The sequence below is a fragment of the Ihuprevotella massiliensis genome (genome assembly GCA_900095835.1).
GTDB classification, from domain to species: Bacteria; Bacteroidota; Bacteroidia; order Bacteroidales; family Bacteroidaceae; genus Alloprevotella; species Alloprevotella massiliensis.
On sequence record LT608321.1, the window covers coordinates 1922354 to 1935093 of the forward strand.

A 12740-nucleotide genomic window follows, 5' to 3' on the forward strand; every position below is an offset into this window, starting at 1 on the left:
GAAGGTGCAGAGGCTAAAAAGGATATGATAACTTCCTCATTGAGTAGGGTTGCACCAAGGTACTCGCGCTGACAGAAAAGTGTAGGGTTTATTCTCCAAACAAAGGGGTAGAAAGATAGCGTTCTCCTGTGTCGGGAAGGACGGCAACGATAGTTTTTCCTTCGTTTTCTGGCTTTTGTGCCAAGGAGATTGCGGCATGGAAAGCAGCCCCCGACGACACTCCGCAGAGGATGCCTTCTTTTCGTCCAAGCAAACGAGCCGCTTCGTAGGCCTCTTCGTTGGTGACTTGCATCACTTCGTCCACCACAGCTGGGTTGTAGGTGTCGGGGATGAAGCCTGCGCCAATGCCTTGAATCTTGTGTGCACCTGCTTGACCACCACTGAGCACGGGCGAATCTGTGGGTTCTACTGCCACGATGCGAATGGAAGAATTTTGTGTTTTCAAGTAGAAACCAGCGCCACTTACGGTGCCACCTGTGCCTACACCAGCCACCAATACGTCCACTTTGCCATCAGTGTCATGGGCGATTTCCACACCAGTGGTGTTGAAGTGAACCTGTGGATTAGCTGGATTGACAAATTGTCCTAATGTGACTGCGCCTGGGGTGTTCAGACGAATCTCTTCGGCTTTTGCCAAGGCTCCTTTCATACCTTCGGCACCAGGAGTGAGCACCACCTCGGCACCATAGGCAGCCACCAAGCGACGGCGTTCGATACTCATGGTTTCGGGCATCACGATGATGGCTTTGTAGCCCTTAATGGCAGCGACAAAGGCGAGCCCTACACCTGTGTTTCCGCTCGTAGCTTCGACGATGGTGGCACCGGGTGAGAGAGTGCCGTCGAGCTCTGCGGCTTCGACCATAGCAAGTGCGGTGCGATCTTTCACCGAACCTGCAGGATTAAAGGATTCTAATTTGACAAGTACGCGAGCTTTGAGTTGAAGTTCGGCAGCCACGCGCGCAGTTTCGACAAGGGGAGTGTGTCCCACGAGAGCAAGGGCAGAAGAAGCTATTTTAGACATAGGAATTGTGTTGAGTTTATTATAGAGAGTTTTAGCGAGGAAAACCGAGGCATCTGCGAATTTATGTGTAACTTTGCAGTGATGTGGTGATTCTCTACCGCAAATTTACAAGTTTATAAGCAAACATCTAGGATGCCCACCTTATAAAATAGGTGTGTTTTTGCATTTTCTTCTTATGACGCTCCAACCCCTCCTTAATCCCGACCAAATCGCTCAACTCACTGTGGCGCTTGCTCAGCCCGATCCTCACATCCCATTGGGAGAAGCTGATGGCATAGTGCCGGCTCACCTCGAAGAAGCCGTGACGTTGTTGCGCGACTTGGTGTTCCCTGGTTATTTCACTTCGCGCCCCACGGTGGAATGCTTGTCGAAACTCTCGCGCATCCTCCTCGAGCAGGTGCGCCAAGCCCTTTTGGTGGCGGGAGAAGACTGTTGTTCGCGCCAGATCACCACGGCTTTTATGGAGTGTCTCCCCGAGTTGCGCCGCCTCATAGGCTTAGATGTTGCAGCGATTTACGATGGTGACCCTTCGTCCACCACGTTTTCGGAGGTTATCTTATGCTATCCTTCGGTGAAAGCCATCCTACACTATCGCATGGCAAATGCTTTGCTCCGTGCCAAAGTGCCCATTTTGCCACGCATCATCAGCGAGTTGGCACATGCTCAAACGGGTATCGACATCCACCCCGGTGCGCAGATTGGCGAAGCCTTTGCCATCGATCATGGCACGGGTGTGGTGATAGGGGAAACCTGCATCATCGGGCGCAATGTGCGTCTCTATCAAGGCGTCACCCTTGGGGCACGCAGTTTCCGCAAGGCAGAAGACGGGTCGTTGATGAATGTGCCGCGTCATCCCATCATCGAAGACAATGTGGTCATCTATAGTAACGCTACGGTGTTGGGGCGCATCACCATCGGTCACGACAGCATCATTGGAGGTAACGTGTGGTGCACGCAGGCTATGCCTCCACACAGTCGCATGTTGCAGAGCAAAACCACCCTCGGCGCCACCTTTGAAGACGGAGGCGGCATTTAGCCACTTGCTCTGTCTTGCAGGACAGAGTGGGGCATATTCTTGCTCATGCTAAGCGTGCTCAATAGCAACATCGAATAGTACGATACAAAAATAGGCTGGCGCAATGAGATTCTTTCGAGAATTTCATTGCGCCAGCCCTTTTTCTAACATCTAATATTGATAAATCTTCTGTGAATTCTTGACATTTAGATCAAGGGAATGCCCATTTCCTTGCAAGATTGTCGCATATCTTCGGGCCAAATGGAGGCTTGGATTTCGCCGATGTGCGCCTTTTGCAGATAATACATGCACAAACGGCTCTGTCCTATGCCACCTCCCACACTCAAAGGAAGTGTGCCATCGAGCAGTCGTTGGTGGAAATAGAGAGAACGACGGTCTTCGTGCCCGCTCTCTTTGAGTTGACGTTCCAATGCCTCCTTGTCCACACGGATACCCATGGACGAAAGTTCCAGCGAACGGCCTAACACTTCATTCCACACCAAGAGGTCACCATTGAGTCCGGGAAGTCCCTCATCGGAGAGTGTAGAGTAGTCATCATAGTCGGGAGCGCGCATGTCGTGGGGCTCACCATCTCCGAGCTTTCCTCCGATGCCAATGATAAACACAGCCCCAAGTTCGCGAGTAATGGCGTCTTCGCGCTCCTTCGCACTCAAGTTGGGATAGCGTTGGCGCAAGGTTTCGGCATGAACGAAGGTAATTTCCTCAGGTAATTGCGAAGTGAGTTGTGGAAAACGCTCACACACCAGATATTCTGTGCGCTGCATAGCAGCATAAATCGAACGAACAATCTGCTTCAAGAAGTCTACCGTGCGATTTTCTGGGGAAATCACGCGTTCCCAGTCCCATTGATCGACATAAAGGCTGTGGAGATTGCCCAATTCCTCGTCTGCGCGGATGGCGTTCATGTCAGTGTAGATGCCATATCCCTCAGCTATCTGATATTCTGCCAGTGTCAGGCGCTTCCATTTAGCCAGCGAATGCACCACTTCTGCGCGAGCATCGCCCAAATCTTTGATGGGGAAGTTCACCGCACGCTCTGTTCCGCTCAAATCGTCGTTGATACCCAAACCGCGCAACACAAACAGTGGAGCTGTGACGCGACGCAAGCGCAGCGCGGTGGAGAGATTGTCGGCAAAAAACTCTTTAATGACCTTAATGCCTTGTTCTGTTTCGCTCATGTCTAGGAGCGGACGATAATGGTTGAGGGGGAGAAGATAACTCATAAGGAAGGTTTTCTCAAGAAAATGAGAGAGATGTTTTACAAATCACTAGAAATAAAGCCAAACAGATGACTCTTTTTCATTTTAACGCCCACAAAAATACATTTTTATTTGGAGTCTTAAAAGCGAAAATGCGTTTTTCTGGTAGTTTTAATTGCGTTTTTCTTTTGTGAGGTGTAGAAAAATAGCATTTTGTGCGAAAAAGTGCTTTAGTTTATGGTTGTGCGCCACTACATTTATCGCAGATGCCTTTGACCACAAATCCGACAGTGCGGACTGAAAATCCTTCTGGCAGTTCGGGCATGGGCACAGGAACCCCACGAAGACAGAAGGTGCGCTGGCAACGCTCGCAGTAAAAGTGAGTGTGGAGGTCTGCCAATTCATCATTTTCGTCCTCGCCACAGTGGCAATCATCGGCACAGAGGGCATATTTCGCCAAACCGCTACCATCTTCCACGATGTGTACAAGGTGATGCGCCGCAAAGGTGGTGAGCGTGCGAAAGAGGGTGCTTTTGTCGAGTGTCGGAAGTATCGCTTCGAGGTCGGAGAGTGCCAGTGCGCTTTCTTGAGTCATGAGTGTGCGAAGCACGAGTATGCGACTCGAAGTGGCACGGATGTCACGATGAGCGAGCTTGGCTTCGACAGCTTGGGTGAGCATTGGGTCATTCATAACTGCAAAGGTAGCATTTTTTCTTCTCTTTTCGGGTGCAAATCTTGTGTTTGCTGTGGGGAATCTAGGAGAGTAGGGGATAATGTCTCGGAGTGACGAGGAAATCTGTCCGCGCAAGGGCAAAATAAACCCCGATAACGTCTAGCGTCTATCGGGGTTCTCAAAAAAAAAGATTGTGTTTAATATAGATAAAAGGCCAACACGAGGTTGGTATGAAGTGCTAAGGCAGGTGTGTTCTTGTGCAAGTTGTTGTCTAAAAAGGTGAGGAGTTATTGCTCGGTTGGTCGAGAAATGCCCAATCAAATTCCTCCACCGTGTCGGGTTGTGCAAGTTGTTCGGTGATACGTGCCTCAATGTCGTTGCGCAGTTCGTGATTTTCTGCTAGTGTTTGCAAGAAAGCCTCGCGCCCCATGGCGATGTGGCGGTCGCCAAGGCTGTACCACGCACCAGTCTTGTGGAGCACCTTGAGGGCAAGCCCGAGGTGGAGCAATTCGCCCAAGTGTGAGATGCCGCGCCCGAAGATCAGTTCAAATTCGCAGGAGCGGAAAGGTGGCGCCATCTTATTTTTCACCACTTTCACGCGCGTCATTGCACCGATGTCGCAGCCGTCTTTCTTGATATTGCTGAATCGGCGCACATCGAGTCGGAGAGAAGCGTAAAATTTGAGGGCGTTTCCTCCTGTGGTCACTTCTGGATTGCCAAAGGGGACGTTGATTTTTTCGCGCAGTTGGTTGATGAAGATGCAAGTGGTGCGCGTTTTGGCGAGCGAAGCCGTGATTTTTCGCAGCGCTTGACTCATGAGTCGCGCTTGCAGTCCGAGTTTGTTGTCCCCCATCTCCCCTTCCAGTTCGGCTTTCGGGGTGAGCGCTGCCACAGAGTCCACCACCACGAGGTCGATAGCGGCAGAGCGGATGAGAGTATCGGTTATTTCGAGCGCGTCTTCTCCACTGTCGGGCTGTGCCACGAGGAGTGCTTTGACGTCGACGCCTAGTCGCGCGGCATAATGTGGGTCAAAGGCGTGTTCTGCATCGACAAACAGTGCCGTGCCGCCCGTGCGTTGCACCTCGGCTATGGCATGGAGGGCGAGCGTAGTCTTGCCCGAAGCCTCGCCACCATAGATTTCTACGATGCGGCCCCGAGGATAACCACCGATGCCTAGGGCAGCATTGAGCGCCATGGAGCCTGTGGGTATCACTTCTATTGGTTCGGTGGGTTGCTGTCCGAGAAACATCACAGAGCCGCGTCCGAAATCTTTTTCGATTTGTTGCATGGCTGCTTGCAGGGCTTTGATGCGTACGCTGCTCTCTGCGATGGGGGTGGAATGGTCGTGTTTAGTCATGGTAAGAAAGTTTGTAAAGTTCTTGTTGAAACGGGGTGTATTCTCATCGAATTAAGGCAAATCTTCTTCGATAGGGTAGCAAATTCGCTTTGAGATAGTGTGAAAATCGCTTTGATATGGTTGGAATACCTCTTCGGAATGGCGTGGTTTTTGCTTTGCAACCAGGTGGTTCTGTTCTTGAAACTTCGGGAAAACCTCCTTGAAATCCGACTTTTCTCGAAGATTGCTGCGAACGATGGTGCAAAGTTATGCGTAGTTGTTGACGATGTGCGACAATGTTAGATTGTAAGCGTTAAAGTTTAGAGATAAATCACCCTCGCTTCCCCCACCAAACGGGTGAAAGTGGAGGTGGAAAAACGGACGGCAAAGGGAGTGTCAAGGCGATAAATTGATGTATGTGGGCAATGTATGCTTGCATATGTCTAAATTCCACCCACTTCCTTGGCAGATTGCTCAAAAAAAGTTACCTTTGCGGTAGCAGGAGAAAGGCAATGTGCGTGGCTAGATGCAACGATACTCGCAATTTGTCTGGATAGATTCGTCCAAACGACAGCAAAGTTGCTCGTCACAGCCTCCAAGGTGCTCCCTCGAGTCCCCAATTTAGCCCTCATTTTTCGCACGTTTCTCCTCACCTCTCCTTTTTCATGTGGCGCACAGCCACTCTCCAACATATAGACATGCACGATACCACCATCTCCGACCCTGCTCTCCGAGGATTTGCGGCTTGCGGTTGTGGATGCTCCAAGCATCAGCTCAATACGTTCGACTATTACAGCGACGTTCCGGGCAACAACCAAGTGTCGAACCTCGTAGAAGTGCAGTTTAAGAATACAAGAAAAGGATATTTCCTCAATGATAATCAGCTCGACCTTGCCAAAGGCGACATCGTAGCTGTGGAAGCCTCGCCAGGGCATGACATTGGCACAGTGACCCTTACTGGAAGTCTGGTGCCACTGCAAATGAAAAAAGCGCAACTTAAGCCAGGTACAGACTTGAAACGCATCTACCGCAAAGCGCGCCCTGCAGACATTGACAAATGGGAAGAGGCTCGCGGTCGCGAAAATGCCACCATGATTCAGAGCCGTCAGATAGCCAAAGAACTCCAGTTGGACATGAAGATTGGAGACGTGGAATATCAGGGCGATTGCAACAAAGCGATTTTCTATTACATCGCCGATCAACGCATCGACTTTCGCAAGTTGATTCGCGTTTTGGCAGACACCTTCCACGTACGCATCGAGATGCGCCAGATTGGTGCCCGACAAGAAGCGGCACGCATCGGAGGTATCGGACCCTGCGGCAGAGAATTGTGTTGCTCCACTTGGCGTAAAGATTTTCAAACCGTCTCTACGGGGGCTGCACGTCAGCAAGATCTTTCGCCCAATCCGCAGAAATTGGCAGGACAATGCGGTAAACTCAAGTGCTGCTTGAACTACGAACTCGATGTTTACCAAGAGGCGCACCAAACACTCCCCGATCGCAATGTAACACTCGAAACGCTCGATGCCACCTATTTCCACTTCAAAACGGACATCTTGAGCGGTCGCATCACCTACTCCATGGATAAGCGCATGGCAGTCAATCTGGTGACCATTAGTGCTGAGAGAGCTTGGGAAATCATTGCGCAAAACAAAGCGGGAGACAAGCCTGAAGCTCTCGATAATGAGGAACGCGCGGTGCCTAAAAAGCCCGTGGATTTGGCAGAACAAGACGATTTGACCCGCTTTGACAAGCTCCGCAAAAACAAAAAACGCAAACCTCAATCGAAAGATCGTGACCGCGCCCCACGCAACCGTGAGGAACAAGGACGAAACAATCGTGAGGAAGGCAGAAGACCTCGCGAAGCGCAAGGCAACCAGCGCGAGGGGCAAGGAAATGGTCGTGATGAGGCACGTAGACCACGTGAATATCGCCAGCGCGAGCCTAGAAAATCAGATAATGCTCCCAAAAGTGCGAACCAGCCAGCAAAGGAATAGTTTATGAACTGGGCACAATTTCACAAAACGGCGTCTGCGCGCCATGGCTTATGGGTGATGCCGCTCGCAGTGTTGCTCATGGTGCTCGTGCAGCTCGCAAGTTGCACCACCCACGATGGTTATCTCCACTACCAGTCGTTGCGCGTTTCTGGTTGGGAATACCGTGATTCTGCGGCATTCGTCGTAGATTCCCTCCCCACCTCTGGCACGCGCCATTTGACCATCGCCCTGCGCAAATCGTCAGCGCACGTCTATCCCTACACCTGTTTGACGATTGCCGTGCACCAAACCTGGAAGTTGGGCGACAGCACGGTGCTCAATCGCACCGACACGCTCGACTGCACCTTCCACCATCCCGACGGAATGGTGCGCACTAAGGGAGTGTCGCTCTATCCTTACGAATTTCCTCTCGGCACTGTCGCACTGCCTGCTCACGCCACAGGGCGTGTGGTCATCCGCCATCTGATGAGTCAGCAGAGCCTTCCTGGCTTCGACTCCATCGGATTGAGAATGGAGTGAGGGACTATCTGCTTTTCTCAATTATATCCAACAAAAGTTGGGGGTGAAACGAGGTGCAAATTGTTGTGTCTTGGCAAAGGATAGGTAAGATAGAAGGATATAATAGTAAACCATAGCAAAGAAGAGTATAGCTGGTGCTATCCTCTCTGAGTACTACTTTGTTCCCCAAAATATGCCCCACGTACGTAGATATTTACTTTTGATGACGACCTTCGTTCTAGCTTTAGCGACGATGGCGCAGCAACGTGTGGTGCAAAACAAACCCTTCATCGACGAGCGCCCCTGGCACTATGGATTCCACATCGGATTTCACGATCAAAGTCTCAAGCTCATCAACAATGGTTTCGTAGATCCTGCGACGGGAGCACAGTGGATGGCAGAAAACGACCGTCAAAACTTCGGGTTCTCCGTGGGCGTGCTCGGCGACTGGCGCATCACTCGACAAATTTCGCTGAGAGTGAGTCCTGGATTGCATTTTGGATCTAAGCACATCGCCTTCCGCAATCAAGTAGACGGTTCGCGACTCTCGCAAAATCTTAAGAGCACCTTTGTAGCCCTGCCCCTCGATCTCAAAGTGGCAGCACCGCGCTTCAATAATTATCGCCCCTATCTCGTGGGTGGTTTCTCCGCCATGTACGACATGACCAGCGGAAAAGGCGAGATGCTCCGCACCCAACCCCTGCAAACCTTCGTGCAAATCGGACTCGGCTGCGATTTCTACCTCCCCTTCTTCAAACTGAACCCCGAACTCAAGTTCTATTTCGGATTGAGCGACGTGTTGCGTCACAATCGTCCCGACCTCACCGAACCCTCACAGCAGATTTTCACGCAAGGCATCTCAAAAGCCACACCAGGCATGGTGGTGCTCACCTTTTATTTTGAATAATTCTCTCCTGTTCCTCCGAACTGCTGCATCGTCTCCTGCTGAGAGCAGCCACTTGCAGTCTAGTTTTAGGGCACTTCTTCCTACAAATACTCATCAATTTCAATAATAGTTTACATGAAAACCAAAACCCTTTCATCCCTGCTTACCCTGGTTGCGATAGGGGTGTTGTGGTGTTGTAGTGCTCTTTCCGCTTCTGCCAAGGTAGAAGGGGAGCGCTACTACGTCCTCACCAATGTCCATCATGGAATGACGCTTTCTACGGGAGGTACTGCTGCAAAAGACAGTCCACTTGTGGGAGAAGCCTACAAGAAAGGCAGTCCCGAACAACTCTGGCAGCTCAAAGCTGTTGGGTCAGACGCTTTTGCACTCTACAATCCAGAGTCCAATCTCGCTGTAGACCTTGCCATTCAGTCCTCTAAAGGACCTCTCTTGTGGTCGCTCGATGTGAGCAACCCCAACCAGCAGCTCATTCTCGAAGAAGAAGGCACCAACTTCCGCCTTCGTGCAGCCTCTCTCCAACGTGAAACGAAATATCTTGCCATCACCACAGATGGTAAGGTGATGCTCGATTCGGAGAAAAGCAACAACACCCTCTTCAAATTCACCGAAACTACTCTCAAGGACATCCAACGTCCTAACCGTGCAGAGTGGGAAGATGAAATGGTTTTTGGCATCAACAAGGAGCGCGGCCGCGCCACCTTCATCCCCTACGCCACCACCGCTCAGCTCCAAGCCGATGCACGCTACAAAAAAGCCTGGTTGGATCCTGAGCAAGCGCAATTCCTCACACTCAATGGACAGTGGAAGTTCAAGTATGCTCCAGATGCTGCCAAGCGCGACACAGCGTTTGTGAAGACCACATTTGACGTGTCTCAGTGGGACAACATCGAAGTGCCCTCTTGCTGGGAAATGAAAGGCTACGACAAGCCCGTTTATGTCAATGTGGACTACATCTTCTACGACAAACCACCCTTCATCAAGCTCCGCAATGAGTATAAAGGACTGGTAGACCCCAACCCTGTGGGCAGCTATCGCCGCACCTTCAACCTCCCTACCGACTGGGACAAGAAGAATGTCTTCCTCCACTTCGATGGCATCTATAGTGGTGCCTACGTTTGGGTCAATGGCAAGTACATCGGCTACACCGAAGGCGGCAACAACGACGCTGAATTCGATATCACCAAGGCGGTGAAAGCTGGTGAAAACCAAGTAGCCGTGCAAGTCATCCGTTGGACAGATGCCTCTTATCTCGAAGGACAAGACGCTTTCCACATGAGTGGTCTCCACCGTGATGTTTATCTCGTTGCCACTCCCCAAACTTTCGTGCGCGACCACGTCATCACTGCCGAGCTCGATCCTAAGAAGTCCTACGCAGCTGGCAAGATGGAAGTGAGCCTCGAGCTCGACAACCGTCACAAGCTCAGCGGCACGAAGCAAATCAAGGTGAGCTTGTTCGATGCCGACAATCAGCTCGTGAAGTCTGCCACCACCACTGTCCCCTTCACTGCCGATGCAGAGAAGACCAGTGCAAAGGTGAGCCTCGAAGGATTGACCAATCTCAAGGCTTGGACCGCAGAAACTCCCTATCTCTACAATGTCGTTGTGTCACAACAAGACGACAAGGGCAAGGAAGAGATGGTGTTCAACACCAAATATGGTTTCCGCAACATCGAAATCAAAGACGGTCTTGTCCTCGTCAACGGCAAGCGCGTCTTCTTCAAGGGCGTCAACACCCAAGACACCCACCCCGAAAAGGGACGCACCATGGACGTTCCCACCATGCTTCGCGACATCTTCATGATGAAGCAAGCCAATGTGAACACCGTGCGCACCTCACACTATCCTCGTCAGCCCAAGATGTATGCCATGTTCGACTACTACGGACTCTACATCATGGACGAAGCTGACATCGAGTGCCACAAAAACTGGAACGACAACGGAGCTCGCCAAGGTTACAACAACCAAGTCATCTCTGGTCGTGAAAGTTGGAAACCTATGATGATCGACCGCACCGAACGCATGGTGCTGCGCGACCGCAACCACCCCAGCATCGTCTTCTGGTCGTTGGGTAACGAAAGCGGCGCAGGCGACAACTTCATCGCCACTCACAACGCTGTGCGTGCCCTTGACGCACGTCCCATCCACTACGAAGGAGCCACCAACGCTGGTCGTCACACGGCTGGCATCACCGACCTCAACAGTAAGATGTATCCTCCCGTGTGGGAAGTAGCGCAAGCTGCCAACAGACAAGGTACCAACGCTGCCGGTCAGCCCTACTTCATGTGCGAATACAATCACGCCATGGGTAATAGCATGGGCTATCTCCGCGAATACTGGGATGTTCTCGAAAAATCCTCTGTAGGTATCGGTGGATGTATCTGGGACTGGGTAGACCAAGGCATCTACAACCCCCAACTCCTTAAGAACGGCGTACGTCGTCTCACCACCGGTTACGACTATCCAGGTCCTCACCAAGGTAACTTCGTCAACAACGGTGTCATCACCTCTGAGCGCGAATGGACGCCCAAGCTCACCGAACTCAAGAAGGTATATCAATACGTGAAATTTGCTTACAACAAGAACACTAAGCAAGTTACGGTGACCAACCAATATGCCTTCCGCACCCTCGAAGGCTTCACGCTCCACTATAGCGTGTTGCGCGATGGAGAAGTGGTAGAAACTGGTGATCTCGACCTTCCTGCACTCAAGCCCCAAGGCATCAAGCACAACAAACTTGCTTTGAAGACTGCCATCGACGACAAAGCCGACTATCACCTCAACGTGGAAATGCGTAGCACTGTCGATCAAGACTGGGCAAAGGCGGGTTATGTGCAAGCTGCCGAGCAGTTCGTGCTCTCACAGCGCAGCGCACTTCCCAAGCTCCCTGCCGTTAAGGGCACTGTGAACCCCCTCAAGGTGGAACGCAAAAACAACCAAGTGACCGTGAGCAACGACCGCGTGTCGATGACCTTCGACAACCAGTCTGGTCAGGTCATCGCATGGAGCTACAATGGTCAGCCCATCCTCTATCCGGGCAAGGGCGCAAAATACGACAACTTCCGTTGGATCGAAAATGAAGCTCCCTACACCAGTAAGCCTTACAACACGCTCAACGGCAATTACCAAATCCCCGACCTCTTCAACTTTGGCAGTGCACCCCAAGTGTCTAGCGAGCAAAATGGTCAAAAGGTAGTAGTCACCACCATGTATGATGGCAATGTGACCAACAACCTCGTCTACACCATCCATGCCGATGGCACAGTGTTGCTCGATGCTGACTTCATCCTCAATGGCGGTAAGGTGCGCCGTTATGGTGTGTCCATGGGCTTCGATCGCAAGTTCAACAACCTCGACTACACCGCTAAGGGTCCTCAAGAGAACTATGTCGATCGTCAGGAAGGTTCCTTCTTTGGTCGCTACCAAACGGTAGTAGATAGCAACATCGTCAACTATGCACGCACCCAGTCTTGTGGTAACCGCATGAGTCTCCGTCGCCTCGATCTCACCGACAACGATGGCAATGGTTTCCGTGTCGAAACCCAAGGTCAGGTAGACTTCTCCATCCTTCCCTACGACGACCACGACCTTGTGGCTGTAGAACACTGGTGGGAACTCAAGAAGCCCGTCTACAATACAGCTCACTTCGACGCCTTCCAGCAAGGCCTCGGTAGCGGAAGTTGCGGACCTGCTGAGACCCTCGATGCGTATAAGGCTACCAAGAAAACTGGTAAGATGAAGTACACCCTTCGTTTCACACCTCTGGGCGGTCTCATCACGAGTCTTTCCGTTCCTACTTTGCAATCTGCCACTGCTGAGCTCCAACTCTCTCAGCCCGACAGCAGCACTGTGGTGGTGAAAGGCAATCTCGCCCCCTACTACCAAGCAGAGATTTTGAACCTTCAAGGCATGGTGTTGCAGCAACTTCCCCTCACTGCTGCACAACAGCTCCGTTTTTCCACTGCAGATTTAGACAAAGGCACCTACCTTCTCCAACTGCAGCAAACAGACGGCACGAGCACCACGCTCAAGTTCTTCCGTTAATCTTGTCCGACGTCAGAAGAAACAACGCTCTG

General features: G+C 51.4%; 9 protein-coding genes. 5 read left to right on the forward strand and 4 right to left on the reverse strand.

The window, feature by feature from the left end; translation table 11 throughout:
- Window positions 1-88: 88 nt before the first annotated feature.
- The gene (gene cysK / locus BQ2633_RS07810) at window positions 89-1021 is read right to left on the reverse strand and encodes a cysteine synthase A (RefSeq protein ID WP_075566261.1); all 933 of its coding nucleotides are present in this window, start codon (window positions 1019-1021) and stop codon (window positions 89-91) included.
- A 175-nt stretch (window positions 1022-1196) separates the two neighbouring features.
- Between cysK and epsC the strand changes: the two genes are divergently transcribed.
- Window positions 1197-2057 (forward strand): serine O-acetyltransferase EpsC, encoded by an 861-nt coding sequence (epsC, locus tag BQ2633_RS07815; RefSeq protein WP_075566263.1) that lies wholly within the window; start codon window positions 1197-1199, stop codon window positions 2055-2057.
- 185 nt (window positions 2058-2242) lie between these two features.
- Here the strand turns inward: epsC and asnA are convergent, their stop codons facing one another.
- The 3 genes from asnA to recA all read right to left on the reverse strand — a co-directional run bounded on the left by asnA (window position 2243) and on the right by recA (window position 5286).
- Complete coding sequence (asnA, locus tag BQ2633_RS07820; protein WP_075566265.1) at window positions 2243-3280, reverse strand: aspartate--ammonia ligase; 1038 nt, start codon at window positions 3278-3280, stop codon at window positions 2243-2245.
- A 211-nt stretch (window positions 3281-3491) separates the two neighbouring features.
- Window positions 3492-3947, reverse strand: coding sequence for a Fur family transcriptional regulator (locus tag BQ2633_RS07825; protein WP_075566267.1), 456 nt, complete (start codon window positions 3945-3947; stop codon window positions 3492-3494).
- Window positions 3948-4200: 253 nt separating this feature from the next.
- A complete protein-coding gene (recA, locus tag BQ2633_RS07830) occupies window positions 4201-5286 on the reverse strand; it encodes a recombinase RecA (protein ID WP_075566269.1) in 1086 nt (361 codons plus the stop codon).
- 677 nt (window positions 5287-5963) lie between these two features.
- On the opposite strand from recA, the gene BQ2633_RS07835 reads away from it, so the two are divergent.
- From BQ2633_RS07835 to BQ2633_RS07850, 4 genes are all read left to right on the forward strand, one after another.
- Window positions 5964-7262: a PSP1 domain-containing protein gene (locus BQ2633_RS07835; RefSeq protein WP_075567304.1), complete on the forward strand. Its 1299-nt coding sequence runs from the start codon at window positions 5964-5966 to the stop codon at window positions 7260-7262.
- Between the two features lie 3 nt (window positions 7263-7265).
- Complete coding sequence (locus BQ2633_RS07840; protein WP_075566271.1) at window positions 7266-7781, forward strand: gliding motility lipoprotein GldH; 516 nt, start codon at window positions 7266-7268, stop codon at window positions 7779-7781.
- A 172-nt stretch (window positions 7782-7953) separates the two neighbouring features.
- Entirely contained in the window at window positions 7954-8667 is a 714-nt protein-coding gene (gene porT, locus BQ2633_RS07845; RefSeq protein WP_075566272.1) for a type IX secretion/gliding motility protein PorT/SprT, read from the forward strand.
- 114 nt (window positions 8668-8781) lie between these two features.
- The gene (locus tag BQ2633_RS07850) at window positions 8782-12708 is read left to right on the forward strand and encodes a glycoside hydrolase family 2 TIM barrel-domain containing protein (protein ID WP_075566274.1); all 3927 of its coding nucleotides are present in this window, start codon (window positions 8782-8784) and stop codon (window positions 12706-12708) included.
- Window positions 12709-12740: the final 32 nt, after the last annotated feature.

What these genes read in the sequence shown, in the direction of transcription:
- porT (WP_075566272.1), top strand. Translation starts at nt 7,954, where the DNA reads ATGCCCCACGTACGTAGATATTTACTTTTGATGACGACCTTCGTTCTA.
- BQ2633_RS07835 (WP_075567304.1), top strand. Translation starts at nt 5,964, where the DNA reads ATGCACGATACCACCATCTCCGACCCTGCTCTCCGAGGATTTGCGGCT.
- BQ2633_RS07840 (WP_075566271.1), top strand. Translation starts at nt 7,266, where the DNA reads ATGAACTGGGCACAATTTCACAAAACGGCGTCTGCGCGCCATGGCTTA.
- recA (WP_075566269.1), bottom strand. Translation starts at nt 5,286, where the DNA reads ATGACTAAACACGACCATTCCACCCCCATCGCAGAGAGCAGCGTACGC.
- cysK (WP_075566261.1), bottom strand. Translation starts at nt 1,021, where the DNA reads ATGTCTAAAATAGCTTCTTCTGCCCTTGCTCTCGTGGGACACACTCCC.
- BQ2633_RS07850 (WP_075566274.1), top strand. Translation starts at nt 8,782, where the DNA reads ATGAAAACCAAAACCCTTTCATCCCTGCTTACCCTGGTTGCGATAGGG.
- asnA (WP_075566265.1), bottom strand. Translation starts at nt 3,280, where the DNA reads ATGAGTTATCTTCTCCCCCTCAACCATTATCGTCCGCTCCTAGACATG.
- BQ2633_RS07825 (WP_075566267.1), bottom strand. Translation starts at nt 3,947, where the DNA reads ATGAATGACCCAATGCTCACCCAAGCTGTCGAAGCCAAGCTCGCTCAT.
- epsC (WP_075566263.1), top strand. Translation starts at nt 1,197, where the DNA reads ATGACGCTCCAACCCCTCCTTAATCCCGACCAAATCGCTCAACTCACT.